This window comes from Microbulbifer sp. (genome assembly GCF_051659245.1).
Lineage (GTDB): Bacteria > Pseudomonadota > Gammaproteobacteria > Pseudomonadales > Cellvibrionaceae > Microbulbifer.
In genome coordinates this window covers 1-25477 of sequence record NZ_JBOFOC010000041.1, presented here as the reverse complement: position 1 = coordinate 25477, position 25477 = coordinate 1, and the positions used below count along the sequence as shown (strand labels likewise).

The 25477-nt window shown below is 60.2% G+C and carries 22 protein-coding genes; 12 read left to right on the top strand and 10 right to left on the bottom strand.

Annotation, left to right across the window (positions count from 1 at the left end):
• Positions 1–7: 7 nt before the first annotated feature.
• The gene (gene dprA, locus ACRC0P_RS04580) at positions 8–1150 is read left to right on the top strand and encodes a DNA-processing protein DprA (RefSeq protein WP_438628608.1); all 1143 of its coding nucleotides are present in this window, start codon (positions 8–10) and stop codon (positions 1148–1150) included.
• 211 nt (positions 1151–1361) lie between these two features.
• Here the strand turns inward: dprA and cynS are convergent, their stop codons facing one another.
• The 4 genes from cynS to ACRC0P_RS04560 are packed head-to-tail and all read right to left on the bottom strand — an operon-like array spanning position 1362 to position 4939.
• Positions 1362–1802: a cyanase gene (cynS, locus tag ACRC0P_RS04575; RefSeq protein WP_438628607.1), complete on the bottom strand. Its 441-nt coding sequence runs from the start codon at positions 1800–1802 to the stop codon at positions 1362–1364.
• 14 nt (positions 1803–1816) lie between these two features.
• Complete coding sequence (locus tag ACRC0P_RS04570) at positions 1817–2698, bottom strand: ABC transporter ATP-binding protein (RefSeq protein WP_438628606.1); 882 nt, start codon at positions 2696–2698, stop codon at positions 1817–1819.
• Between the two features lie 7 nt (positions 2699–2705).
• Complete coding sequence (gene ntrB / locus ACRC0P_RS04565; protein ID WP_438628605.1) at positions 2706–3533, bottom strand: nitrate ABC transporter permease; 828 nt, start codon at positions 3531–3533, stop codon at positions 2706–2708.
• Positions 3533–4939 (bottom strand): ABC transporter substrate-binding protein, encoded by a 1407-nt coding sequence (locus tag ACRC0P_RS04560; RefSeq protein WP_438628604.1) that lies wholly within the window; start codon positions 4937–4939, stop codon positions 3533–3535. Before ACRC0P_RS04560 ends, ntrB begins: the two co-directional genes overlap by 1 nt.
• 290 nt (positions 4940–5229) lie before the next feature.
• Here ACRC0P_RS04560 and ACRC0P_RS04555 point away from each other — a divergent pair, with 290 nt between their 5' ends.
• The 5 genes from ACRC0P_RS04555 (at position 5230) to ACRC0P_RS04535 (ending at position 9570) form a co-directional block, all read left to right on the top strand.
• The gene (locus ACRC0P_RS04555; protein WP_438628603.1) at positions 5230–7131 is read left to right on the top strand and encodes a sigma 54-interacting transcriptional regulator; all 1902 of its coding nucleotides are present in this window, start codon (positions 5230–5232) and stop codon (positions 7129–7131) included.
• A gap of 326 nt (positions 7132–7457) precedes the next feature.
• Positions 7458–7583 carry a hypothetical protein gene (locus ACRC0P_RS04550; protein ID WP_438628618.1) on the top strand — a complete coding sequence of 42 codons (126 nt, stop codon included), beginning with the start codon at positions 7458–7460 and terminating at the stop codon, positions 7581–7583.
• 101 nt (positions 7584–7684) lie between these two features.
• Complete coding sequence (locus tag ACRC0P_RS04545; RefSeq protein ID WP_438628602.1) at positions 7685–8218, top strand: TerB family tellurite resistance protein; 534 nt, start codon at positions 7685–7687, stop codon at positions 8216–8218.
• Positions 8219–8371: 153 nt separating this feature from the next.
• Positions 8372–8971, top strand: coding sequence for an AHH domain-containing protein (locus ACRC0P_RS04540; protein ID WP_438628601.1), 600 nt, complete (start codon positions 8372–8374; stop codon positions 8969–8971).
• 2 nt (positions 8972–8973) lie between these two features.
• A complete protein-coding gene (locus ACRC0P_RS04535; RefSeq protein WP_438628600.1) occupies positions 8974–9570 on the top strand; it encodes a hypothetical protein in 597 nt (198 codons plus the stop codon).
• 21 nt (positions 9571–9591) lie between these two features.
• On the opposite strand, the gene ACRC0P_RS04530 is transcribed toward ACRC0P_RS04535, so the two are convergent.
• From ACRC0P_RS04530 to ACRC0P_RS04510, 5 genes are read right to left on the bottom strand one after another with little or no spacing between them, the layout of a single operon-like run.
• A complete protein-coding gene (locus ACRC0P_RS04530) occupies positions 9592–12783 on the bottom strand; it encodes a type I restriction endonuclease subunit R (protein ID WP_438628599.1) in 3192 nt (1063 codons plus the stop codon).
• Positions 12780–13925: an SIR2 family protein gene (locus ACRC0P_RS04525; RefSeq protein WP_438628598.1), complete on the bottom strand. Its 1146-nt coding sequence runs from the start codon at positions 13923–13925 to the stop codon at positions 12780–12782. The genes ACRC0P_RS04530 and ACRC0P_RS04525 overlap by 4 nt, the downstream gene beginning before the upstream one ends.
• 2 nt (positions 13926–13927) lie before the next feature.
• Positions 13928–15304: a restriction endonuclease subunit S gene (locus tag ACRC0P_RS04520; RefSeq protein ID WP_438628597.1), complete on the bottom strand. Its 1377-nt coding sequence runs from the start codon at positions 15302–15304 to the stop codon at positions 13928–13930.
• A 34-nt stretch (positions 15305–15338) separates the two neighbouring features.
• A complete protein-coding gene (locus ACRC0P_RS04515; protein WP_438628596.1) occupies positions 15339–17231 on the bottom strand; it encodes an ATP-binding protein in 1893 nt (630 codons plus the stop codon).
• Complete coding sequence (locus ACRC0P_RS04510; RefSeq protein ID WP_438628595.1) at positions 17228–18967, bottom strand: type I restriction-modification system subunit M; 1740 nt, start codon at positions 18965–18967, stop codon at positions 17228–17230. The genes ACRC0P_RS04515 and ACRC0P_RS04510 overlap by 4 nt, the downstream gene beginning before the upstream one ends.
• Before the next feature lie 213 nt (positions 18968–19180).
• Here ACRC0P_RS04510 and purE point away from each other — a divergent pair, with 213 nt between their 5' ends.
• From purE to ACRC0P_RS04480, 6 genes are all read left to right on the top strand, one after another.
• On the top strand, positions 19181–19693 hold the full coding sequence (gene purE / locus ACRC0P_RS04505; RefSeq protein ID WP_438628594.1) for a 5-(carboxyamino)imidazole ribonucleotide mutase: 513 nt from the start codon (positions 19181–19183) through the stop codon (positions 19691–19693).
• Complete coding sequence (locus ACRC0P_RS04500) at positions 19694–20266, top strand: L-threonylcarbamoyladenylate synthase (RefSeq protein ID WP_438628593.1); 573 nt, start codon at positions 19694–19696, stop codon at positions 20264–20266. It abuts the gene before it with no gap.
• Between the two features lie 17 nt (positions 20267–20283).
• The gene (hemF, locus tag ACRC0P_RS04495) at positions 20284–21189 is read left to right on the top strand and encodes an oxygen-dependent coproporphyrinogen oxidase (RefSeq protein WP_438628592.1); all 906 of its coding nucleotides are present in this window, start codon (positions 20284–20286) and stop codon (positions 21187–21189) included.
• 12 nt (positions 21190–21201) lie between these two features.
• Positions 21202–21651, top strand: a complete 450-nt coding sequence (locus ACRC0P_RS04490) for a hypothetical protein (RefSeq protein ID WP_438628591.1) — start codon at positions 21202–21204, stop codon at positions 21649–21651.
• On the top strand, positions 21648–22526 hold the full coding sequence (aroE, locus tag ACRC0P_RS04485) for a shikimate dehydrogenase (protein WP_438628590.1): 879 nt from the start codon (positions 21648–21650) through the stop codon (positions 22524–22526). The genes ACRC0P_RS04490 and aroE overlap by 4 nt, the downstream gene beginning before the upstream one ends.
• Before the next feature lie 119 nt (positions 22527–22645).
• Positions 22646–23047, top strand: a complete 402-nt coding sequence (locus tag ACRC0P_RS04480; protein WP_438628589.1) for a hypothetical protein — start codon at positions 22646–22648, stop codon at positions 23045–23047.
• A gap of 135 nt (positions 23048–23182) precedes the next feature.
• On the opposite strand, the gene ACRC0P_RS04475 is transcribed toward ACRC0P_RS04480, so the two are convergent.
• Positions 23183–24607 (bottom strand): MATE family efflux transporter, encoded by a 1425-nt coding sequence (locus ACRC0P_RS04475; protein WP_438628588.1) that lies wholly within the window; start codon positions 24605–24607, stop codon positions 23183–23185.
• Positions 24608–25477 lie beyond the last annotated feature (870 nt).

Genomic DNA, 25477 nt, shown 5'->3' with positions numbered 1-25477 from the left:
CCGACGTATGGATGCGCTCACCGCCACCCTGGCCCTCCTGCGCCTGGAGGGCATGGGGCCGGCCCGCTACTGGCAACTGATCGAACACTTCGGCAGCGCGCCCGCCGCGCTGCAGTCCCTTCCCGACACCCTGTTACAAAAACTCCCCGAGCGCGCACAGATCCAGTGGCGCGAGTACCGCAGCCGCGGCGAGCGCTGTGAACTGCTCGCCTGGGCGCGGGCGGAACGGGAGCGCTGTGGCGAGACCGGCGTGCAACTGGTGCAGTGCGGAGATGACGAATACCCGTCCCTGCTGGCGCAGATCGCCCGCCCGCCGCCGCTGCTCTATCTGCGCGGCAATGCCGCCGCCCTCCACCTGCCGCAGATCGCCGTGGTGGGCGCGCGCCGGGCCAGCCGCGGCGGCCTGGACAACGCCCGCGCCTTCGCCGCGGAACTGGCCGGCGCCGGCTTCGCCATCACCTCCGGCCTGGCCCTGGGGGTGGACGCCGCAGCCCACCGGGGAGCGCTGAACGCCGAAGGCGCCACCCTGGCGGTGCTGGGCAGCGGGGTGGACCACCTCTACCCGCGGCGCAATATCCCGCTGGCGGAGGAGATAGTAGAAAACGGCGGTGCGGTGATCAGCGAGCTGCCCCTGGGCAGCGGCGCCGAAGCGGCCAACTTCCCGCGCCGCAACCGCATTATCAGCGGTCTGTCCCTGGGCGTACTGCTGGTGGAGGCCGCGGTGCGCTCCGGCTCCCTGATCACCGCGCGCCTGGCCGCGGAACAGAACCGCGAAGTGTTCGCCATCCCCGGCTCCATCCACAATCCCCTGGCCCGCGGCTGCCACCGGATGATCAAGGAGGGGGCGGCACTGGTGGAGACCAGCGCGGACGTGGTGGAGCAACTGGGCGGACTCCTGGCGGAGCAGCCACCGCAAACCCCCGACGCTGGTCCGCCATTGGGGGAGGACCAGCTTCGGGTAATCGCCGCCCTGGGCGGCGACCTGTGCAGTATCGAACAGATTGCCCGGAATACCGGCGAAGACACCGGGCCGCTGATGGCGACCCTGTTGCAACTGGAGTTGGCGGGGCTGCTGGAGCAACTGCCGGGGGGTTACCAGCTGACCGGGCGGGGGAGCGTTTGTTTGCGAAAGCTGTTGGGGGTGTCATAAGGGGCTCGGGCCAAATTTGATTTTCCCCCGGCCGTACCGGCCTGCTCTTTCCGGTCCTGAATGTTAGGTGCTGGGCGGCTATGCACAAGCCGACGGCCTCGACCTGCCCGAAGCCATGGCGACCCCGGGGGAATTGCCGCGCGAACACGATGCCGTAGTAATCGGGATACGCCTGCGCGGCCGATTTTCATGCTGCCAGGTACGGCAGGTATCACCACTGCTTGTAAGGCAGGAATTTGCCGTTCCAGGTGATCACCACCCGGTCGCCCTTGGGGTTTTCTTCCTTGTCGATGGACATGGAAAAATCAATGGCGCTCATGATGCCATCACCGAATTTCTCGTGAATGATTTCCTTCATGGTAGGGCCATACACGCCGATGGCTTCGTACAGGCGATAAATCAACGGGTCCTGGGGAATGGCGGGTTCCCAGCTCTTGGTTGGGCATTCCATCAGCACCTCTTTGGAACCTGTGGGCAAATCGAACAATTTGCACAGAGCCTCGGCCTGTGGTTCGGGTGCCGAGTTCATGCCCAGACACACAGAAGTGGTCCACACCGGTGACATGCCAATTTCGCTGGCAATAGCTTCCCAGGTCAGGTCCCGGGATTTCTTGGCGAGAATAATGGCTTCGGTAACATCGTATTTTTTCATGGTGTCCTCCTGGGTTACGCAGTAACGGTATGGGGCGCATAGTCACCCCGTGCGGTGGTTAAGGGATTGACGGTTTTGGGCAGCGGCTGGCCGGCGACAACCGCATTGGCGGTTTTGGCGCGATTGACCAGGAAGTCCAGTAAATAGTTGCGCAGCTTGTAGTAGCCGGGTTCATTGATAATTTCCCCGCGCGCCCGGGGACGCGGTAGATCGACCTGCACATCTTCGGCAATGACCGCGTCCGGGCCATTGCTCATCAACAGGATGCGGTCGGCCAGAAAAATGGCTTCGTCCACATCGTGGGTAATCATAAACACGGTCTGCTGGGTTTTGGCGCAGATGCTCACCAGTTCATCCTGAATCACACCGCGGGTCAGTGCATCCAGCGCGCCGAAAGGTTCGTCCAGCAACAGCAGCTTGGGCTGGGTGGCGAAGGCGCGGGCAATGGACACCCGCTGGCGCATACCGCCGGACAATTGCGCAGGTTTACGATTTTCCACCCCGTGCAGTCCCACCAGAGACAGGTACTCGCGGCTGTGCTCGCGGATTTTTTGCTTTGACCAATTCGGCCAGCGGGCGCGCACGCCGAAGGTGATGTTTTCCAATGTCGTGAGCCAGGGCAGCAGGGAATAATTCTGGAACACCACCCCACGATCCAGACTGGGGCCGGCAATTTCCCTGCCGTCCATAATCACTACGCCGTCGGATGGAGTATCCAGCCCGGACAGCGTGTTCATAATGGTGGACTTGCCGCAACCGGAGTGGCCGATAATGCACACGAACTCGCCCTTGTCGATGCCAAAATTCACACCTTCAAAAACCGTCAGCGGTTGATCGGCACCCTTGACGGGAAAGCGCTTGGCGAGACTTTCCACTTGTACAAAATGCTTTGCCATAACTCATCTACTCCTGATACTTGACCAAACGAGCGGCGGTATTGAGCCCCAGATCCAGCAACATACCCACCAGACCGATCATCAGGATGGAAAAAATTACGCTGGTCAAATCGAGGTTGTTCCACTCGTTCCACACGTAGTAGCCGATACCCGTGCCGCCTACCAGCATCTCCGCGGCGACGATTACCAGCCAGGCGATTCCGATGGAGATGCGCATGCCGGTCAGGATAGTGGGCGCCGCCGCCGGCAGGATCACCGAAAATGCCGTGCGCAATTGGCTCAGCTCGTGGGTGCGCGCCACATTGATCCAATCGCTGCGCACGCCGGCCACCCCAAAGGCGGTATTCAACAGCATGGGCCAGATGGAGCAAATGAAAATCACAAAGATTGCGGAGGTTTCGGAATCCTTGATGATAAACAGCGCGAGCGGCATCCAGGCGAGCGGCGAAATGGGCCGCAGTATCTGGATATAGGGATTGAGCGCGCGGTACATGAGTGGCGACATGCCGATCACAAAGCCGATGGGTATGGCAATCAGCGCTGCCAGAAAGAACCCGGTCAACACCCGGTACAGGGAATAGCCCAGCTGAATGCCGATACCCTTGTCGTTGGGGCCCTTGTCGTAAAAGGGATCGCTCAACTGCTCCCAGGCACGCACGATAATCGCCGATGGCGGTGGTACCCGTGCTTCTTGATCGGCACTGCCCATCAACATTTCATATTCGGTCAGGGCTTCACTGGCCTCCGGCGCCTGGCTGGAAACTTCCCAGACGCCGAGCACCACAACCAGAAAAACCACCGAGAGGATAGCCGCCCTCAGTGACTGTTGAGCCATTACGAATCTCTCCGTATGGCGAAGCTGTTCACGTAGGCCTCGGGCTTGGTGTAGTCAAACTCCTTGCCCATGATCATGTGACTGCGGTAGCTGGTTTCCGGCGGTTCGTAGCCCAGGCTGCGCATCACGTTGGCGCAATCGGTGGTCAGGTACACGTCCTCGGCAATTTTCTGGTAATCGACATCGCCCTTGACGTAACCCCAGCGCTTCATCTGGGTGAGAATCCACACCGCCATGGACTGCCAGGGGAAGGGATCGAAGTCGATACGGTCTGGAAAATTTTTGACTTCGCCCAGACCATCCGCGTAACGGCCGGTCAACACCTGTTCAATCACCGGCACCGGCTGGTTCAAATAGTTGGTGGGCGCAATGGCTTCGGCAATTTCCTTGCGGTTTTCCATCTTCGCCGAGTAGTGGGTTGCGTCGACAATGGATTTGAGCAGCGCCGCGTAGGTATTGGGATTTTGGTGGGCAAACTCCCGGCTGCAGGCAAAGGCGCAACAGGGATGGCCCTCCCAGATGTCCTTGGTCAGCATGTGAATAAAACCAACCTTCTCCCATACCGCGCGCTGGTTGAAGGGGTCCGGCGACAGGTAGCCATCGAGGTTGCCCGCGCGCAGGTTGGCCACCATTTCCGGCGGCGGTACCACGCGGATCTGGATATCCTTGTCCGGGTCCAGCCCGTGCTCCGCGACATAATAGCGGAGCAGAAAGTTGTGCATGGAGTAGTCGAAAGGCACACCGAACTTGAAGCCTTTCCACTGCTTGGGGTCGCGCTTGTCCTTGTGGTCCACATGCAGCACTATCGCCTGGCCGTTGATGTTTTCCACCGCGGGCATAAGGAAGGGTTTGGCCGTCGAGCCCGCGCCCATGGTCATGGCAAGGGGCATGGGGGTCAGCATATGCGAGGCATCGTATTCGCCGGCCAGGGATTTATCCCGCGCCACGGCCCAGCCCGCGGTCTTGATGACATCCACATCCAACCCGTACTTGGCATAAAAACCCATAGGCTGCGCCATGATAATCGGGGTGGCGCAGGTAATGGGCACAAACCCCACATTCAGCTTTTTCTTCTCCAGGGGCCCGCTGGATTCCTTGACCGCGGCCTTGACCGCACCCAGCGGCAGCAGCGATCCCAGGGCCGCGGCGAGTGTCCCACCGCCCACCATCTTCAGAAACCGGCGCCGGTTGAAATCGTCGTGCTGGAATATGCCCCGCACAATCGCACTTTCCACGGCGCGATCCATATAGTCTTCGGGAGTCACCAGATCCGTGGTCGCCGCTTCTGTGTCGGCCTTATAGGCGCTGGCGCCCTTGTCAGTCGCACAGGCGCTACAACCGCAGCCGCGCGAATGCTGTAAAGACACACTGCTGTCGAAAGGATTGCCAAGACTTTTGTTACTCATAGCTATGCCCCCATATGATGCATTTGTGCACTGTTTCGTAACCCGAACTGAGGTTGCGTTGCACCCAAAAAAACGTGGCCGGCAAAGTACGGCGCGCCAGGGTGCTTGCCCGGTATATTGCGAGTAGTGTGCCAAGTTGCAGGAGATCGCTAACCCCTTGAAAAGAAAGAGAAAAATTAATTCCACCGGCTCTGCACGAGCAACGAATTCTCGTTGGCAGCGATTTTTCGTTGCACTTGGCACGATTTTTCGTTGTAAAACTGCATCAATGACGCTGAGGGGGCACGGCAATGCTAAATGCACTAAAGGGGCTATTGGAGAACCTGCCGGAAGCCGTGATCATTATCGATCCGGCCGAGGATCGTTTTGTGTGCGCCAATCAACTGGCCTGCGAACTGCTGGGCATCGATGAACCGACACTGCTGAATACCCGGGTCAGCAGCAGCTTCCGGGGCTGCCTGCCCCAGCTGCACGTGTTCACCGAGGCGGTGCTGTACAACGGCCATGCCCTCAGCGATGAGCTCAGCGCATTGACGCCCGGACAGGAAACCCTGGAGCTGGAAATCAACGGCAGTCTTTGCCAGTTGCCCACAGAGTCGCCCTGGCTGGCGCTGTCCCTGCGGGACAAATATCTGTATCAACAGTGGCGCATGCGCTCGGAAGCACAGCATCATCACAGATTCGGACGCTTGCAGTGGCAGCGCATCCACCAGGTTTTTCAGGATTTTGAGAAGGAAAACCAGCTGATCCTGAGCGCCGCCGGGGAGGGTATTTACGGCGTGGATGCCGAGGGCCGCACCACCTTCGTCAACCCGGCCGCAGAGCGCCTGCTGGGCTGGAAGGCGAAGGAACTGATCGGCAAGAATATCCACCTGGCCATTCACCACACCCACCCGGATGGCTCCGATTACTGTGTGCAGGATTGCCCCATCTTTGCCGCCTTCAAGGACGGCGCCGTGCGCCAGGTGGATGACGAGATGTTCTGGTGCAAGAGCGGCCGCGCCATTCCCGTGGAGTACACCAGCACACCGATCATGGACAACGGTAGGCTGGTGGGCGCGGTGGTGGTGTTTCGCGATGTCTCCGACCGCAAGACTGCCGAAGCCAGATTGCGCAACGCCCTGAAAGAGGTCGAGCAGCTCAAGCACAAACTCGAACTGGAAAACGCCTACCTGCAGGAAGAGATCAGCGAGGGCTACAACTCGCATCATATCGTGGGGCGCAGCCCCGCCGTCCAGCACACCGTACAGCAGATCCAGCTGGTGGCCCCGACGGTGGCCACGGTCCTGATCAACGGCGAATCGGGCACCGGCAAGGAGTTGATCGCCCGGGCCATTCACAGCGCCAGCGAACGCAAGCACCGGCCGCTGGTCAGGGTCAACTGCGCTGCCATTCCCCGCGACCTGTTTGAAAGTGAGTTCTTTGGTCATATACGCGGCGCCTTCTCCGGTGCGGTCAACGATCGCCTGGGGCGCTTCGAGGTGGCCGATGGCGGCACCTTGTTTCTGGATGAGGTGGGGGAGATCCCCCTGGAATTGCAGGGCAAATTGCTGCGGGTGCTGCAGGACGGCGAGTTCGAGCGGGTGGGCGAGTCCCGCACCCGCAGCGTGGATGTCCGGGTCATCGCCGCCACCAACCGCGATCTCAAACAACTGGTGGAACAGGGGCGATTCCGCGAGGACCTATACTTTCGCCTGAACGTCTTCCCGATTCGCTCCGTGCCCTTGCGCGAGCGACCGGAAGATATTCCCCTGCTGGCCGCACACTTTCTCAAGAAAACCTGCCAGCGTTTCCACAAGCCCGAGCTGAAGATCACCCTGGGCCAACTGCAACGGCTGCAGACCCACGACTGGCCGGGCAATATCCGCGAACTCGAGAACCTGATCGAGCGCCAGGTGATTCTCAGCCGGGGCGACAAGCTGCTGCTCAACGAGCCGAGCAGTGCAGCCGCCATAACACAATTGCCCACCACCACGACCAACCGGGACATGATTACCGAGGAGGACTGCCAGAACCTGCGTTACAAAGCCATTGTGGACGCCCTGCGCCGCACCGGGGGCAAGATTTACGGCGCCGATGGCGCTGCCGAGCTACTGGGCATCAGGCCCACCACTCTCGCCTCCCGCATCAAGAGACTGGGCATCGACAGGGCTGCCTGCTCCCATTCCCGGAGCCAGCCAGCACCGGCTTGAAAGCTTGACGTCGCTAAGGCGCCGGCCCGCCTTGAGACCGACGAGCCATCCAGAGAGGGATCTGGCGTCGCTGCAGGCATTCCGATGGTGGGGACCTTCGGTAACAAGGTCACAAGGCCCAGGCCGGAGATCAACAAGACTGGCCGCGGAACAGAACCGCGAGGTGTTCGCCATCCCTGGCTCCGTCTACAATCCCATGGCCCGCGGCGGCCACCGGATGATCAAGGAGAGGGCGGCACTGGTGGAGACCAGCGCGGGCATAGCGGAGTAACTGGGCGGATTGCTGGCCGAGCCGCAACCGCAGACCCCCGACGCCGGGCCCGCAACTGGCGGAGTACCAGCTTCGGGTAATTGCCACCCTGGGCGGCGACCTGCGCAGTATCGAACAGATTGCCCGGGATACCGGCGAAGACACCGGGCCGCTGATGGCGACCCTGTTGCAACTCGGCTGAAACCTGCATTGGCTTAAGCGAGCCACCCTGTAGGAGCGGCGGGGCGGCCATCCGCTCCTACAGGGGTGAGCAGTTACACAAAAACAATAAAGGAGAAGACAATGCATATATTGATTGGGCTGATTACCGCTATCGGTGGCCTCATCTGGGCGCTGTACCGCCTGCAGAATGCGGGCGTCGACCTCAATGCCTTCAACCCCTTCTACTGGCTGCGCAGAAGAAGCTGGCAGAAGCAGCTCGGCACCAAGCCGCTGCACCGCCTGGATAGGCCGGTGGATGCCGCCGCGGTGCTGCTGGTGGCCATCGCGAAAGCCGAGGGTGAAGTTTCCCGCGAACAGAAAGCGCAAATCACCGATATCTTTTCCAGCGAGTTTAATCTCACGGAACCGCAGGCCGCGGAGCTTTTCGCCGCCTCCGTGTATATGCTGCGGGAAGTGCTGGATGTAGAGGCGGAAATCAAACATATACTGGAACCGACCAAAGCGGCCTTCACCCGGGAGCAACGCGAGTCGCTGCTGCAAATGCTGGCGCGGGTTGCGGAACTGGAGGGAAATGTGGGCGAGGTCCAGCACCGGATTATCGCCGCTGTTGGCAGGGAATTGGAGCAAAAGACGGAAGCGCCCGGCAAGTGGTGAGAGCGGCGGCGTTTGTTTGCGGAGCTGTTGGGGGAATCGTAAGATGGGTTGGCTCAGGCCAAATTCAATTTTCCCCCGGCCGCGCCGGCCTGCTCTTTCCGGTCCTGAATGTTAAACTTTGCGAATCTGCCAACAAAGAACGGAACTCTGCACATGTCGATACCCGCTTGTACACTGAAAGTCTACGAGAAAACGCGGATCGATCGCGTCATTGAGGCTTTCGCCGCGAAAGACCATCCCACCCTTGCAGACCTGAATGCGGTGCGAGTCCAGGTGGATATCCAGTGCCAAATAGATGCGTACCGCTTCGACGCCCTGTCGATGAGCGCACAGGAACTGGAAACAGAAAAGCACTGTTCGACCCGGTTGGCGGAGAATATGGAAGGCGCGAATGATCCGCGACCCGCTCCAGCTGAATACTGTCACTGTCACGCGATGGTTTCGGGCGGCCATCCGGAATCGGCAATGGTGCGCGCTGTGCTGGCTTGGTGCCTGATGCGCATCGACGACCCGCGCAACGGCTGCTGGTTGCCGCGCAACACCAAGGCCAGGGTCCATATGCCGGACTGGTTGAAGAACGCCGTTCCCCACAGTCGAATTCACAGGAAAAGCTATTACCGGTGGTTGGGGGATCTGATCAACCCAATGCCGATCAAAAGCGCCGACGACTTGGTACGAACATTAAAAATGGTGCGTATGCGCCTGCAAAGCGGCAGTATTCCGAGGCACATCATCGTTGAAATGGGGCTGTAGCCATGGCACTGCTATCGATCTATGCAGATACCAAGCGATACCGGATGCTGTGCTTCGATCGCGAGCAAAGTCGGGCCGTATTTGGTGACAACATAGCTAATCAGTTCGACGTCAACTTTGAGGCAAAAAGCTACAAAAACGCCTGGCAGCCTTTGGATGTCTCCTTTGTCACCGGCGTCGACGGGGGCGAATCGGTACCCGACATTTCCGAACACAATGGGAGGCTTTATCTGAATGACCGAGCCTTTCAAGTCCTGAAAGATACCTTATCTGACGATGGTGAATTCCTCCCGGTCAGGTGTGGCGAGTCAACCGGGTACCTTTTTAATCCCCTGCGAATTGCGGAAGATGTGGGCGGACTGGATCGAAAACTGAGCGTCAAAAACGAATGGGGTGACTTGGAGAATATAGCCTTCCATGAAGGGAAAGTTTCCGAATTCACGGTCTTTCGATCCAGGTTTGACAACTACCGGAGTCTTTATTGTCAATCGCGGTTGAGGGACATCATCGAAGATGTCGGCCTGAAAGGTGTCTTTTTTACTCCCGATCTCGGCAACCCTTTCACCCTGGAGTACGCCGATCGCCTTCGGCAAGGGTAGCCATCAGCTGTGTAGCGCCTTTCATTCCAAGCTGGACCAGGCATTCGAAAGCGACTCTGCCTGCTTCAATACCAACTCGACTGCCTCTAGCTGTTTGTCCGGTGGGTACTTCCACTTCTGCAGGGTGCGGCGCACCAGGATGCGCAGCCGGGCGCGCACACTCTCCCGCACCTGCCAATCCACTGTAGTGCTGTTGCGCAGCTTCTCTGTGATCTCGACTGCGATCTTCTTGAGGGTGTCGTCGCCCAGTTCGCGGACGGCGCTCTCGTTATTGGTCAGAGCATCGTAGAAGGCGACTTCGTCCTGGTTGAGCCCCAAGGCCTCCTCACGTTCCAGCGCAGCCTGGAAGTCCCTGGCCATCTGGATCAGTTCCTCGATGACCTGGGCGGTCTCGATGGAGCGGTTGTGGTATTTGCGCAGGGTTTCCAGCAGCCGGTCTCCGTACTTCTTCTCCTGCACCACATTGTTGCGGGTGCGCGCGCGGATATCGTCGCGCAGCAGCTTTTCCAGCAGTTCCACCGCCAGGTTGCGATGCTTCATCTGGCGCACGTCTTCCAGGAACTCGTCCGAGAGCAGGCCGATATTGGGCTTATCCAGTCCCGCCAGTGCAAAAACATCTGCCACGCCCTCGGCGACTATGGCGTTGTCGAGTATCTGCTTGAGCGCGCTGTGGCGGTCCGCGTCGGTGCGCTTGCGGTCCACGCTGGTGAACTTGACGATGGCGGCCTTGATGGCGGAGAAGAAGGCGATTTCCGTGCGCAATGCGGCGGCTGAGTCGAGGGTGCCGCACAGGGAAAATGCCTTGCTCACCTGCAGAACGGCATCCAGAAAACGCTGTTTGCCATCCTTCAGGCCGAGGATATGGTTGGCCGCCGATACCAGCAGGGCCATGGGGTCCGTCTCGAAACCGCTGTAGTCGAAACCGTGCATCAGCCCGCGCAGGATATCCATCTTTTCCTGCAGCAGGGCCAGCGCCTCGGCCGCATTGTGGGCGGGGTCGCCCTTCCCCTTGGCCTCGGTGTAGGTCTTGAGTGCGGCCTTCAGCTCGCTGGCGATGCCGATATAGTCCACCACCAGCCCGCCGGACTTGTCCTTGAACACGCGGTTCACGCGGGCGATGGCCTGCATCAGGTTGTGGCCGCGCATGGGCTTGTCCACGTACATGGTGTGGCAACAGGGTGCGTCGAAGCCGGTGAGCCACATATCGCGCACGATGACCAGCCGCAGTGGGTCTTTCGGGTCCTTGAAGCGCTTCTCCAGGCGCTTTTTTACCTGCTGGCTGTAGAGGTGCGGCTGCAGCAGCTCCTTGTCCGCCGCAGAGCCAGTCATCACTATCTTGATGGTGCCCTTTTCCGGGTCCGGGTCGTGCCACTCCGGGCGCAGGGCGGTGATGGCGTTGTACAGGCCGGCACAGATATCGCGGCTCATGCATACCACCATGCCCTTGCCTTCCAGCGTCGCAGTGCGTGTCTCGAAGTGCTGTACCAGATCCGAGGCCACCTGGGCAAGGCGCGGCTCGGCGCCCACCAGCTTGGCGAGCTGGGTCCACTCGCTCTTGGTTTTCTCGCGGGCGGCTATGTCTTCCTCGTCTTCGATGACCTCGTCAACCTGGGCGTTGAGCGCGTCTATCTCGGCCTGGTTTACGTCCAGTTTCGCCAGGCGGCTCTCGTAGAAGATGGGCACGGTGGCACCGTCGTCCACCGCGTCCTGGATATCGTAGATGCTGACGTAGTCGCCGAATACCGCGCGGGTGTCCTTGTCTTCCAGCGCGATGGGGGTGCCGGTAAAGCCGATAAAGGTGGCGTTTGGCAGTGCGTCGCGCAGGTGCTTGGCATAGCCGAACACGTACTTGCCGGTCCTGGTATCCAGCCGGCCCTTGGTGCCGTACTGGCTGCGGTGCGCCTCGTCGGAAATCACTACTATATTGCTGCGTTCCGAGAGCAGCGGGTGCTGTTCCTCTTCATCCAGCAGCGCGAACTTCTGCACCGTGGTAAAGACGATGCCGCCCGCGCCGCGAGAGGCCAGTATCTCGCGCAGCTCGCCGCGGCTGCCCGCCTGTACCGGCGTCTGCCGCAGCAGATCTTCGGCGGCGCAGAAGGTGCCGAACAATTGCCCATCCAGGTCGTTGCGGTCGGTTACCACCACCAGGGTGGGATTCTTCATCTGTGGCTGTTGCAGCAGCTTGCCCGCGTAGCAGGCCATGGTGATGCTCTTGCCCGAACCCTGGGTGTGCCAAACCACCCCCGCCTTGCGGCTGCCGGGCTGCACCTCATCCCCGTAAGTGGCGCGCGGCTCCGACACTTCCAGCAGGGTTTTCTGCGGATATCTGGCCGCGACCACCGTGGCCTTCACCGCCTCGCGCACCGCGTGGAACTGGTGATAGCCGGCGATCTTCTTGATGATCTGGTCGCCGTCCTGCTCGAACAGTATGAAGTGGCGCACATAGTCCAGGAGCAGCCCGGGGGAGAAGAAGCCGCGCACCAGCGTCTCCAGTTCGAACTCCAGGCGCGGCCGGTCGTCCTCGCCGCTGATGGCGCGCCAGGGCAGCATTCGCTCCCGGTTGGCGGTGAGAGAGCCCAGGCGCGCGGTAAAGCCGTCGCTGACCACCGCCGCCACATTGGCATTGAACAGATCGGGAATCTTCGCCTTGTAGGTCTGTATCTGGTTGAAGGCATCCCAGATATCCGCCTGCTCGGCGGCCGGGTTCTTCAGTTCGATCACCGCCAGCGGCAGGCCGTTGACGAAGGCCACAAGATCCGGGCGGCGCGGCTGCTTCTTTTGGTCGGTCACGGTGAACTGACTTACCAGCAGGAAATCGTTGTTGCGCGGCTCGGCGAAGTCGATCAGGTGCACCAGGTCGGTTTTCTTGCCCCCCTCTCCCGCTTGCGGGAGAGGGGCGGGGGGAGAGGGTTCAAACTCAACGGCAATACCCTCAAGCAACAGCCGGTGCATACGGCGGTTGCGCGCGGTCAGCAGCGGGTCACTAACCGTCAACAGTTCGTGGGCGGCCTGCTCCAGGGCAGCGGTGGGAATCTGCGGGTTGATGCGCGCCAGTGTCGCCAGCAGTCGCTCGCGCAATACGGTTTCGCGGTGGTCGCCGCGGGCGGGGGCGTCGCTGTCCGGGGCTATGTCCGGGCCGTGGGCGTAGTGCCAGCCGAGGTCGCGGAACCAGTCTATGCAGAGGTTTTCGAGCTTATGTTCGGTGATTGTCATTCGAACACCACTTGCTTGCGGGCGACCGCGATGGCCAGTTTCAGAATATGTTCAAGCAGGGAGTGATCACCATCCGGCGTCTCATACCAAAGGGGGCGAATCTTCAACTTGAACAGACGGGCTTCTTTTTGTGCGGTTTCTTCCTGGTTGCCTGGTTTGTTCAAGAGTGCAAAGTGATCGGGGATTTCAAACTCGGCTTCATCCACAACCGATTTGAACAGATCCAACGTCCTGTCCTGTTCCAGGCTGCAACCCAAAAACAGCAGTGAATTGCTGATAAAAATCTGGCGCAATGCACGAGGTAGCTGATTCTGGAAAGATATGGGGTCTCCATAAGCGGCCTGATATTGCTGTGCGGTAAAAACGTAGCTGTTCTCCTGGCGTGCATCGCCATGCAGCTTCAGGATACAACGCTCTCCGCGCAGCAGGCGTTGCACAAAGTTGTTGCCGGGTTGCATGCCGTACATATAGCCATCCAGGGGACTCCCCCGGCTGGAAAAAAGATCTTCAATTACCGAATCGAAGTTGGTTGTAACTACGCAACCGCTGGACAGTTCCGGCAGTAACATGACTGGCCCACTGCCCGCCGAAGAGCGCTGGCGGAATTCGGTTCGAATAAAGTTGTTCACTTGTTCGGCGGAAGCCTCGTAGAGCATCTGCGCCGCTTTCAGGTAATCGAATTCCTGTAGCATGGGCGCGATATCCGCCACGCCGAACCCCTCCAGCCTGACCGCCATCTTCCGCAGGGCCTCGCCCCACATGGGATAACCACATGCCCTGGAGAGTCCCGCGCCCACAAAGGGGGTAATCCGGTTGAGACGAATGGCGTCCACCAGGTCTAGAAAAACCGGAGTTTGCTCAGACTCCTTGATGAAATGGATAGCCTGCTGGTGCTCGTGCGTTTGTCTCTGGCCGTCCCAGTGGTCCAGCTCGTCGAGATAGGCATTGCGATCGGCCCAGTAGAGGATTTCGCTGGGCGTATAGCTGTAGATGTGCTCCGGGTCTCGAATTCCTTTGAATGAAAGCGGTTCCATTTCATCCAGGGCGGAGTTGAAGTCTTGGTTGGAAGCATAAGCTGCCTGTAAGGTTTCTTCGACCCTGTCTACGATTATTTTGCTGTCTCGTAGCTTTTTGATGTCCATTATCAGGCTCTAGTTTCAGTTTCTTGTTTTCCTATAGGCACTTGTAACTCGCCGGACAGGAGTTTCGGCAGCAGGGTGTCTCTAAGCTCGGAGAGTGAAACAATCTCTTCAGATCGGCTTCTAATTTCCTCGAAAAATGGCGTCATTGTCTCGTTAAAAGCATGCCAAATCTGTGTGCCTGGGTCAGCTAGACTATATTCAGCAATTACTTTCGCTTGCGCCCGCTGTCGTCCGGATGTTCCGGTCATGCTTTGAATTGCGAAGGTACGGAAGTTTTCACTTCTCGCTAATATATAGGGGAATGCTGGGGGTACAGCGTTCCTAGCGCGCATTACAATAAACTCGGTTGATCCCCATCCGATTGTTTCACCTGGTAAGTTTTGGATATAAGCGGTTTTTCCATTTTCAAGACATGGGGTAATTCGAGCCAATAATACGTCTTTGTTGCGAAACTTGGTGCCGCTGCCCATCTCTCGCAAAACGGGTGCTTCTGACCAGCTGCCCGATGTGGAAAGTGAAGCCATGTCTATGTAGGGTGCGACCGTACCTTTAGGGAGTTTTTCTTTTGGATTCAGATCAACAAGGTCGCCGAGTGTGCAGGGATTCCAACCTCTAGGAATTTCTCCTGGCTTCGATGGCTGCATTTCTTCGGGAAATAGTGCGGCAGTAGCCGCGAGCGGGTCGTATTGCTCGCCGGGCATCTGCTCCAGTTCGGCATCTGTCTTGCCGCTGAGGGCGCGCATGGCGGCGCGCAGCGGGTCCTGGCCCTGCTCGATGGCGGCAATCTTGGCCTTTACCGGCTCGAAATCGACGAACCAGGATTTGAAGATAGCTTGGGCCGTGGCTTCCAAGGTTTGGTTGGTTTGTTGATTTAGATCGATTTTTCCGTCAAGTAATGCCAATACTTCAGCTATTTTCTCTTCGCGTTCTCCGTGCCTAGGAATTTTTATCGCCGACAGGACAGGGATTCTAATATTGCTTACTGTTGACCCAGTTCCTTCATTCCAGCTGATTTGCTCTTTGACATGCGGTGATTGCAGAGCGTAAAGCAAATAGTTGGGGTCAACCGTATTTTTGGGGCGTAGCAGAACTTGCCTTTGCCCTAGGCAGCAAGTTAAACCATCAGGGATTTTGCAAACTTCCCCCATGGGGGCTTCCCGTGTTATGACTATATCCCCTGGCTGCGGTGCAAGTCGCCTGATCCTTTGAAGAAAATGCTTCTCATCCGTATAACTTGGTTGGGATAAATCTAAACGCCCGTCGCGTATATTTTGATTTCGTAATACTACATAACCGGTATTTGTCCAAACTGGTGTTGAATGAGGGCAGTCAACAATTGCTTCGCACAGATCGGAAAGCTGTTCATGAGTGTGGCTCACAATGTAACCTCACCAAATTTTCTTTTAAATTGTGTCATTCATTGCCTTCCACACTACGATACGCCTGCTGCGGCGACTTCGGCTTGTCCGGAATAGTCATCACAATCCGCTCCTGTGCCAGCAGTGGGCGCAAATAGTCCTGGCGGATGGTTTCCGGCTTGCGGTTGAGCAGCAGGGCCAGTTCTTCCGCCTGCCAGGCTCTCAGGCGGCAGAGTTCCACTACCAGTTCCCGCACCTGCTCCGGCGGGTGGCGCTGGCCTATGGCGCCGATGCGTGCGGCCATCTGGCCGGGCAGCTGGTCCAGCAGGGTGTTTCTTTCCGCCTGCAGCTTACTGGATAAGGTATCCGGCTTACTGGATAAGGGGTCCGACTTACTGGATAAGGGGTCCGACTTACTGGATAAGGCTTCCGTTTCTTCAGCCTGACCGTCTTCCGGCTCACCGGTCAGTGTCTCCGTGGGCTGGTACCAGGTGGCGGAGCCGCGGCCCTTCTGGGTGATCAGGCCGGCGTCGCGCAGCCGGCGCAGGGCGGCGCTGGCGGTCAGGGCATCCACCTTGTTCAGGGCGCGGTAGCTGGCGTTGTCGATGGCGCCCACTTCGCGGATCAGCACCAGCGCGCGGGCTTCCTCGTCGGAGAGGTGGAGGTCGCGGAAGCGGGTCAGCCAGCGGATATCCTCCTCACCCAGGAAATGGTGGAAGAAGAAGTGGGTGACGAACTGGTCACGCCCGCGGTCGGACTCAAACAGTGGCGGTACCAGTCCGGCCTCTTCCATGGCCTCGCGCATGGCGCGGATGCCGCTGCCCTTGGTTTCCGCGAAACGGGTGTCGTGCAACACCGCGGCTATGGCGGGGTTGCGGGGCATGGAGCCCGGTTCGCCCAGGTGTTCCGGCGATTTGAGGGAGAAGCCGGGGTTGCGGATCTCCAGGCGGTTGGCGTAGCGGATTACCTGCACCGGGGCCTGGGCCCGGTAGCTGCGGTGCATCAGGGCGTTGACCAGGGCTTCGCGCAGGGCGCGCAGGGGGATCACCGGTTTGTCGGTGCGCTGCAGGGCGCCCTCTTCCAGCCCAAAGGCCTTGGGCAGGTCGTCGAGGATGGCGGCCTGGGTGCGGCGCAGCAGGGGGAAGAGGGGGCCGCGCAGTTCCACCGTATCGAAGCGGCGTTCAGGGTGCGGCACCCACTCGCGACCGGGCACGCGGATATAGTCCACCCGGGTCATGGGGAAGCAGCGGCGCAGGGCGATGGTCTTGCCGAACAACAGCAGCCCGGCCACGGTGGGCCGCCACTTTCCGGAAGTGTCGCGGCGGGTGGCGCTCAGGGCCTGCAGAAGTTCCCCATCCGACCAGCGCAGTTCCTCCGCGTCCGGGTTGGCCTCGGCGCGCGCGCGGCGGTAGTCGTCGATGGCGTCTTCGTCCAGGTCGCCTATGGTGGCGTCAGCCAGCAGGCCGATATCGAAGCTTTCGTGCCGGCGCGACTGGTACAGGGTTTCCAGGTCGTCCTCGGTACAGCGTTGGTCACTGCTGCCGATACGGCGGAAGGCGCCCCTGGGCAGGCCGGCGGACTTGAAGTAGATGGGCTTGTCCTGGGGCGCGGCTTCGGGCACGAACACGGTGATGACCGGTTTGTCGTCCAGCATTTCCGTGCTGATTTCCAGGCGCAGGGGAGTGTTGAACGTGGTGGCACACTGGCTGGCGAGATCGGCGCTGAGCTGGTCGGGGTTGGGTACCCCCTGCACCTCATAACCGGGAAACAGGGCCAGTTCCTCGCGGACTACGCCCAGCAACAGCCAGCCGCCGCCGAGGCCGGGTTCGTTGGCGAAGGCGCACACGGTTTCCAGTATCGACTTGCCGATTTCCCGGGCGGATTTGGCTTCGATACACTCGTTCTCGTCCAGCAGGTTCAGGCTTTCCAGCAGTTCCCTGGCGTTCATGTACCGCTGCTCCAGAGACCCAGGCCGGCCAGGTTCTTTTTGATTTCCGCTTCCAGTCTGGCGCTCTCGGCGAACTGTTCCTCCAGTTGCGCCGTGAGCCGCTGCATCTTGTCGGCGAAGGGTTCGCTGTCTTCCTCCTGCGCGGCGGCGCCCACATAGCGCCCCGGGGTGAGCACATGCTCATGCTTGCGGATTTCCTCCAGGGTGGCGGAATAGCAGTAACCGGGTTCGTTCTCATAACCTTCTCCCCGCTGCCAGGCATGGAAGGTGTCGGCGATTTTGCGGATATCGTCGCCGGTGAAGTCGCGCAGTACGCGGTCTTTCATAAAGCCCAATTGGCGGGCGTCGATGAACAGGAACTGGCCGCGGCGGTCGCGCTTTCTTTTGTCCAGGGAGAAGCCGTTCTGCTTGTCGCGGGTGAGGAACCAGATGCAGGCGGGGATCTGGGTGTTGGTGAACAGTTGGCCGGGCAGGGCCACCATGCACTCCACATAGTCGTCTTCGATCAGCTGCTTGCGAATCTGCCCTTCGTTGTTGGTGTTGGAACTCATGGAGCCGTTGGCCAGCAGCAGCGCCATGCTGCCGGTGGGGGCCAGGTGGAAGAGCATATGCTGCAGCCAGGCGAAGTTGGCATTGCCGGCGGGTGGGGTGCCGGCGATCCAGCGCGGGTCTTTGGCCAGTTTTTCACTCCACCACTCCTTCATGTTGAAGGGTGGATTGGCCATTACGTAGTCTGCGCGCAGGTCCGGGTGCAGGTCGTTGAGCATGGTGTCCGCCGGGCCGCCGCCGAAGTTGAAGTCGATGCCGCGGATGGCCATGTTCATGGCCGCCAGGCGCCAGGTGGTGGGGTTGCTCTCCTGGCCGTAGACGCTGATATCGCGCTTGCCGTTCTTCACTCTGCCGCCGTGCTCGGCGATGAATTCTTCGCTCTGCACAAAGAAGCCGCCGGAGCCCATGGCCGGGTCGTAGACGCGGCCCTTGAACGGCTGCAGCATTTCCACGATCAGGGTGACGATGCTCTTGGGGGTGTAGTACTGGCCGCCCTTCTTGCCCTCGGCCAGGGCGAACTGGCCGAGGAAGTATTCGTACACATGGCCGAGGATATCCTTGGACTTCAGCTCCAGCGGCTGGCCCCTGTATTCCCGGGCCGAGAAGTCGGTGTCGGAGAAGTGGGTGATCAGCTCGGCCAGTTTGGAGGAGTCGAGCTGGACGCGGGCGAAGTCCTTGTTAAGCACGTTCTTCAGGCGGCTGTTTTCCCGCTCTACGGCCTCCATGGCATTGTCGATCAGCCAGCCTACTGAGCGCATCTCCTCGGGCTCGGGTTCTTCTCCTTCCTTGGGCTTGCCGGGCTTGTTCCAGGGCAGGGGGGATTTGGGAGGGAGTTGGGCGCAGTCGCGCAGGGTTTGCCAGCGGGCCTCTCGCGGTACCCAGAAGACGTTCTTCTCGGTGTAGTAGTCGCGAATCTCCAGCTCCTCGTCCAGGGCCTGCTGGTAGTCCTCGCTGTCCTCGCCGCCGAAATCGGCGGGGTCCATGTAGTAGTCGTGGTCGGGATCTGTGAACTGCGCGCGCAGTTCTCGCTGCCGCTCTTCGAAGGCGTCGGAGACGTATTTGAGGAAAATAAGCCCCAAAACTACGTGCTTGTAGACGGCGGCGTCCAGGTTGGAGCGTAGCTTGTCGGCGGACGTCCAGAGTTTCTTTTCCAGGTCATTGAAGAATTGTTGTTCTATGGGTCTCATGAAAGGGAGGCCTTGGGCTAACTACGAGGGCTCCGGGTAGAAGCCGGGGGTAGTTACTATACGAGTGGCCGGCCTTATTTCCAAAACCTGAGGCAGTGGACAGTCTACCAATGAGAGCGCCGCCTCTTTTGCGCCGGGCTATAACTTGTACAAGCCAGCGCAATCCGCTAGATTGCCGCGCTTTCCCGCTTCGACTACGTAGAGAGAGCTGAAATGAGCAAGCCTTTTGTAGCCATTCTGATGGGTTCCGACTCCGACCTGCCCACCATGGAAGCCGCCTTCGGCGTGCTGGAGAAGTTCGGCATCGACTACGAGGTCAAGGTCACCTCCGCCCACCGCACGCCGAAAAACACCCACGACTATGTGACCGATGCCGACCAGCGCGGCTGCGCGGCCTTTATCTGCGCCGCGGGCATGGCCGCGCACCTGGCCGGCGCGGTGTCCGCCACCACCCTCAAGCCGGTGATCGGCGTGCCCATCAACGCCTCCCTGGACGGTCTGGACGCGCTGCTGTCCACGGTACAGATGCCCGGCGGCATCCCGGTGGCTACCGTGGCCATCGGCAAGGCCGGCGCCAAGAACGCCGCCTACCTGGCCGCGCAGATTATCGGTGTGGCGGATGCGGAGATGCACAAGAAGCTGGTGGACGAGCGCCGTGCCAATGCCGAGGCGATTGTCGCCAAGGACGCCGAGCTGCAGAAAAGCCTGCAACAGCGGAAGGCCTGATTGGCTGTCTCGCCCCTCGCCGTGCAGCGGGCCGCCCGCGCCCTGGCCGCGGGGGGCGTGATCGCGCACCCCACGGAATCCGTGTGGGGCCTGGCCTGTGACCCCTTCAATCCCCGGGCGGTGGAGCGGCTGCTGCGGCTGAAAAACCGCCCGCTGGAGAAGGGCCTGATCCTGGTCTCCGGCGACGAGTCGGATTTCGCCGGGTTGCTGGAAAGCCTCAGCGGACCCCAGTTGCAACGATTGCACGCAACCTGGCCCGGCCCGGTCACCTGGCTGGTGCCCCATTTCGGCCGCGTGCCCCCCTGGATCAGCGGCGCGCACCACTCGGTCGCGCTGCGCTGCACCGACCATCCCTTCACCGCGGCATTAACGCGCGCCTTCGGCGGTGCTATCGTATCCACCTCGGCCAACCCCACCGGCTGCCAGCCCGCCAGGCACAAATACCAGGTGCTACGCTATTTCGGCGATGCTCTGGACTTTGTCGGCGGCGGCGCCACCGGCGGCCGGCAGTCCCCCAGCGAAATTCGCGATCTGATCAGCGGCAGCGTGTTGCGCCCGGGGTCCTCCCAGTAAAGAAGAAGTTTCCCACCATGAGTGAACCGGACATTCAGGCCGTCAAATCCTATCTGCTCGACCTGCAGGACCGTATCTGCGACACCCTCGCCGCCGAAGACGGCGACAGCTTCCGCGAGGACAGCTGGGACAGGCCCGGCGGAGGCGGTGGCCGCACCCGGGTGCTGGAAGAGGGGGCGGTGATCGAGAAAGGCGGGGTGAATTTCTCCCACGTGTACGGCGACGGCCTGCCGCCCTCGGCCACCGTCAGCCGCCCGGAGCTGGCCGGGCGCTCCTTCGAGGCCATGGGCGTATCCCTGGTGATCCACCCGCGCAATCCCTATGTGCCCACCAGCCATGCCAACGTGCGGCTGTTCGTGGCGCAGAAGCCCGGCGCCGAACCGGTGTGGTGGTTCGGTGGCGGCTACGACCTCACCCCCTATTACGGCTTCGAGGAGGATGCGGTGCACTGGCACCGCACCGCGAAGGAGGCATGCGCGCCCTTCGGCGAGGATATCCACCCGCGCTTCAAGCAGTGGTGCGACGACTACTTCTATCTCAAGCATCGCCAGGAAGCCCGCGGTGTGGGCGGGCTCTTTTTCGACGACTTCAATCAGGGCGGTTTCGACAACGCCTTCGCGCTTATGCGCGCGGTGGGCGACAGCTACCTGGACGCCTACCTGCCTATAATGCAAAAACGCAAGGACACCGACTACGGCGAGCGCGAGCGGGATTTCCAACTGTACCGCCGCGGTCGCTATGTGGAGTTCAACCTGGTGTATGACCGCGGCACCCTGTTCGGGCTGCAGAGCGGCGGGCGCACCGAGTCCATCCTGATGTCGCTGCCGGCGCTGGTGCGCTGGCGCTACGACTGGCGGCCGGAACCGGGCTCCGCGGAAGAGAAGCTGTACACGGATTTCCTGCCCGCGCGGGACTGGGTCTGACAGGAGGCTGTTTTGCACAAGGCACGGCTGGAAGACATCAACAAACTGTTCCTGGAATACCGCCGCCATTTTGAAATCGGCGATGCGGACCAGATCGCGGACTTCTACCGTTTTCCGCTGCACTACTACCGCGAGGACGGCAGCAAGCAGACGGTGGCGCGGAGCGAATTCATACCGCAGGTGGACAAGCTGCTGCACACCTACCGCCGCCTGCAGGTGAGCCAGATCGTCGGCACCGTAACCGATGTGATCGAACTGAACGGCAACAGCAGCCTGGCGACCCTCAACTGGATACTGTTGCGCCCGGAGGGGGACAAGAGCGCGGAACTCTACAGTGCCACCACCCGCTACCTGGTGAGCGAAACCGAAGGCGGGCTGAAAATCGACAGTATGATCCTGGTAGACGAGGCCACGAAAATCCGCGCCGCGGTGCGTGCGCAACGCAAAAAGGCGGCTCCATGACAGATCACTATGCGGTCGTCGGCAACCCCATCGCCCACTCGCTGTCGCCGCGCATACACCGGGCTTTCGCCGCGCAGACCGGCGAGGATATCCGCTACGAAAAACAACTGGTGGAAAAGGACGGTTTCGCGGAGTTCGCGCGGAATTTTTTTGCCGCCGGCGGGCGCGGCCTGAATGTCACCGTGCCGTTCAAGCTGGATGCCTGCGAATTTGCCGACCGTCTCACCGAACGCGCCCGCGCCGCCGGCGCGGTTAACACCCTGGCGAAACAGGATGACGGCAGCGTGCTCGGCGACAACACCGACGGCGCCGGCCTGGTGATGGATATCCTGCACAACCTGCGCTGGCCGATTCGCGACAAAAAGATGTTGCTGGTTGGCGCCGGTGGCGCCGCCCGCGGCGCACTGCTGCCACTACTCGGCGAAGAACCCGCGCTGGTGCATATCGCCAACCGCACCGTGCAGAAAGCCGAACAGCTGGTCGCAGAGTTTGCCGGTCACGGCTCTCAGAATGGCCGCGGCGCTCAAAATAGCCGCGGCGCTCAAAATGGCTACGGCGCCCTGAGCGCCGGCGGCCTGGAGGTTTTTCCCGGCAGCTTCGATCTAGTGATCAACGCCAGTTCCGCCAGCCTGGGCGGCGAACTGCCGCCGCTGCCCCCGGAGATCATCGGTCCCGGATGCAAAGCCTACGATATGGTCTACGGTGCCGAGCCCACGCCGTTTATGCGCTGGGCCCGCGACCGCGGCGCCGAGGTGGCGGACGGCCTGGGCATGCTGGTGGGCCAGGCCGCGGAATCCTTTGCGCTCTGGCGGGGAGTGATGCCGCAGGTGGCACCGGTGCTGGCGCAGCTGCGCGCCGAACTTCAGGAAAAATAACGGAGTAGCCACAAAGCCTGTAGGGTGGATAAGCGAAGCGCATCCACCATTAACCTGAACGGCGGTTTGCGTTTTGCTTATCCGCTCAACAATTCGAAAAAACAACGTGTAGGAAAAAGATGCGCGAATTCCTGCGGAATCTATCCCTCTGTTTTGCCGCCGGTTGTTTCGGCGGCCTCTGTTACGCCCTAGGCCTCTGGGCCATGGGGCACCACGGTTTTACCCACTGGGTGGGCGTGGACATCGCTCCCCGTCTCTCCAACGCCTACCTGTACCAGCGCATTGTCTGGGGCGGTATCTGCGGCCTGGTTTTCCTGCTGCCCTGGCGAAGATCCTGGCTGACGCGGGGCTTTTTCCTGTCGCTGATTCCGGCCGGCATCCTGCTCTTGCTACTGCTGCCCATGCGCGGCTACGGCATTGGCGCACTGCGCCTGGGCATGCTCACCCCGCTGGTGATCGTGCTGGCCTGCGCCATCGGCGGCATCGCCGCCTCCGGGCTGCTGCGTGCGCAAGGAAAGTAGAGCGTCTAAATCCAATACCGTTGAGTTAGGGAGAAACTCCCTGTAGGAGCCTGCTTGCAGGCGAACGGCTACGGAGCTCCGCACTTGTTCGTCTGCAAGAAGGCTTCTGAATGACATAACTCAACAATATTGCACCTACACTTCGCGGGTCTTCCATCCGCCGCGCGAGAAGAGCCACAGGGTAAACAACCCCACCGAAGTCTCGGTGATAAATACTCCCCAGAAGACCCCCGAGTGCCGCCAGTCCAGCGGCACCGCCAGATACCAGCACAGCGGAATCTGGATCAGCCAGAAGAACACCAGGTTGATTTTGGTGGGGGTGGCGGTGTCGCCGGCGCCGTTGAACGCCTGCATCGAGACCATCCACCAGCCGTACACGAAATAGGAGTAGGAGAGAATCCGCAACCACTCCCCGCCGATAGCGATCACCGCCGGGTCCGCGGTGAACAACGCCATCAGCTCCCGGGGATACACGAAATACACTACCGACACGCCGAGCAGGAAAACCATGTTGTACAGGCCGATCAGCCACACGGAGGATTCCGCGCGCTGCGCCTGCCCGGCGCCCAGGTTCTGGCCCACCAGCGTAGCGGCGGCATTGGACAGGCCCCAGGCGGGCATCAGCGTGAACATCATAATGCGCACGGCGATGGTGGCGCCGGCCACCGCCTCGCTGCCCACATCGGCGAGAATGCGCATCAGGAAAATCCAGGAAGTCATGGCCACGATCATCTGGCCGATACCGCCCAGGGAGGTGCGCACGATATTGAGCGCCACCTTCGTATCCCACACCAGCTGCGAGCCCAGCGCGCGAATATGCTTGCCGCCGCGGAAAAGTATCCACAGCTGCATCAATACGCCCACGCCGCGCCCGATATTGGTGGCGATGGCCGCGCCCTCCACGCCCAGGGCGGGAATCGGCCCCAGGCCAAAAATCAGAATCGGATCGAGCAGTATATTGATGCCGTTGGCGATCCACAGCACACGCATGGCAATCGCCGCGTCCCCGGCGCCGCGGTAGACGGCGTTGATCACGAACAGCAGCACAATCACCGCGTTGCCGCCCAGCATCCACTGGGTGTATTTGTAGCCCTGCTCCAGGCTCCAGGTGTCCGCGCCCATCAGTGCCAGCAGCTCCCGCGCGTAGAAGATGCCCGCGCAAGCGAAGGGCAGCGAAATCAATAGCGCGATATAAATCGCCTGCACCGCCGCGAGCCCCGCCTCGTGTTTTTTCTTCTCGCCGACGCGGCGCGCCACTATGGCGGTGACGGCGGTGGCCATGCCGATGCCGATGGCGTAGAGCAGGAACAGGTAGGTTTCGGTGAGGCCGACGGTGGCAACCGCCGAGGCGCCGAGCTTGCCCACGAAATAGATGTCCACCACCGCAAAAGTGGCCTCCATCACCAGCTCCAGCATCATCGGCACCGCGAGCAGGAATACCGCGCGGCGCATGCCGATACGGGTGTAGTCCGCCTCGGTGCCGCGGATGGCGTCACCGAGCTCGCGCCACATAGAGCGCGCGGGTGCGGGAGCAAGGCTGTCGGCGTTGAGTTCGGTCATGGTCGGGTATCCACTGCGTTTGTCCGGGAAAAACTTGGGGTGAGACCTCCGGGCGGATTCCCGAGGGAGCAGGATCCGGTCGATTCCGCCGGCGGTTGATCGACAGCCGGCGGGAGAATAAAACCCCGAGCAGGCTTCAGGTCAAGCCTGGATGGCCATTCACCCATGGGTGACTTCATATTACTGACTATCTATACAGCCTTGGCCTGAATGCCATATATCACCAGCCGAATTCAGCAGCAGCTTCGTCTATCTACGGAGAATTCCCGCTAAGTCATTGACTTTCAAGGGGTTGCCAATATGATCAAAAGCACATCCGTGGGAGAGATATAAAGCAGCGCTGCACTATCTATCTGTTGAAAAATCCGCCAGAGAGGCATAACTTTTTGATTTCCCACAAAAATTCCGGTGGCGGAAACACGAGAGGTTTGTGGATAGTGAGCTGGTAGATATAAAGCAACGTCTTTTGAATTAACTGTTAAGCATTTTGATGGGTAGCCATGGAAGAGATTTTAGGTGGAGCAATACGGGTTATCGGCAGGTTTCTAGTTGAGGTCGTTTTCAGCCTGATCGTAGATTTGCTGTTCCATATACCTGGTTACCCCCAATGTTGCATAAATTTCCGGCATTTAGCACCAATAACACTATAAATATAGGGGTTTAACGCAGTTTAAGCGCTGTCGGAGAACTTCACCGACGGTGAACTCTTGCGACAGGCAAAATAAGCTGATTTTTTTCATGAAAATTTACCCAAAGACAAGAAAGCGGCCTGCCATTTCCGGTAAAATTGGAGGTGCAAACCAAAACCAATAACCGAAAACGGAGACCGCTTGCCGTGAAGTTTAGCAAGGCTGACACAATTTATAAATC

What these genes read in the sequence shown, in the direction of transcription:
- hemF (WP_438628592.1), top strand. Translation starts at nt 20,284, where the DNA reads ATGAGTGAACCGGACATTCAGGCCGTCAAATCCTATCTGCTCGACCTG.
- ACRC0P_RS04555 (WP_438628603.1), top strand. Translation starts at nt 5,230, where the DNA reads ATGCTAAATGCACTAAAGGGGCTATTGGAGAACCTGCCGGAAGCCGTG.
- ntrB (WP_438628605.1), bottom strand. Translation starts at nt 3,533, where the DNA reads ATGGCTCAACAGTCACTGAGGGCGGCTATCCTCTCGGTGGTTTTTCTG.
- ACRC0P_RS04545 (WP_438628602.1), top strand. Translation starts at nt 7,685, where the DNA reads ATGCATATATTGATTGGGCTGATTACCGCTATCGGTGGCCTCATCTGG.
- ACRC0P_RS04515 (WP_438628596.1), bottom strand. Translation starts at nt 17,231, where the DNA reads ATGAACGCCAGGGAACTGCTGGAAAGCCTGAACCTGCTGGACGAGAAC.
- cynS (WP_438628607.1), bottom strand. Translation starts at nt 1,802, where the DNA reads ATGAAAAAATACGATGTTACCGAAGCCATTATTCTCGCCAAGAAATCC.
- ACRC0P_RS04475 (WP_438628588.1), bottom strand. Translation starts at nt 24,607, where the DNA reads ATGACCGAACTCAACGCCGACAGCCTTGCTCCCGCACCCGCGCGCTCT.
- ACRC0P_RS04525 (WP_438628598.1), bottom strand. Translation starts at nt 13,925, where the DNA reads ATGGACATCAAAAAGCTACGAGACAGCAAAATAATCGTAGACAGGGTC.
- ACRC0P_RS04570 (WP_438628606.1), bottom strand. Translation starts at nt 2,698, where the DNA reads ATGGCAAAGCATTTTGTACAAGTGGAAAGTCTCGCCAAGCGCTTTCCC.
- aroE (WP_438628590.1), top strand. Translation starts at nt 21,648, where the DNA reads ATGACAGATCACTATGCGGTCGTCGGCAACCCCATCGCCCACTCGCTG.
- ACRC0P_RS04540 (WP_438628601.1), top strand. Translation starts at nt 8,372, where the DNA reads ATGTCGATACCCGCTTGTACACTGAAAGTCTACGAGAAAACGCGGATC.
- ACRC0P_RS04510 (WP_438628595.1), bottom strand. Translation starts at nt 18,967, where the DNA reads ATGAGACCCATAGAACAACAATTCTTCAATGACCTGGAAAAGAAACTC.
- purE (WP_438628594.1), top strand. Translation starts at nt 19,181, where the DNA reads ATGAGCAAGCCTTTTGTAGCCATTCTGATGGGTTCCGACTCCGACCTG.
- ACRC0P_RS04480 (WP_438628589.1), top strand. Translation starts at nt 22,646, where the DNA reads ATGCGCGAATTCCTGCGGAATCTATCCCTCTGTTTTGCCGCCGGTTGT.
- dprA (WP_438628608.1), top strand. Translation starts at nt 8, where the DNA reads ATGGATGCGCTCACCGCCACCCTGGCCCTCCTGCGCCTGGAGGGCATG.
- ACRC0P_RS04530 (WP_438628599.1), bottom strand. Translation starts at nt 12,783, where the DNA reads ATGACAATCACCGAACATAAGCTCGAAAACCTCTGCATAGACTGGTTC.
- ACRC0P_RS04535 (WP_438628600.1), top strand. Translation starts at nt 8,974, where the DNA reads ATGGCACTGCTATCGATCTATGCAGATACCAAGCGATACCGGATGCTG.
- ACRC0P_RS04560 (WP_438628604.1), bottom strand. Translation starts at nt 4,939, where the DNA reads ATGAGTAACAAAAGTCTTGGCAATCCTTTCGACAGCAGTGTGTCTTTA.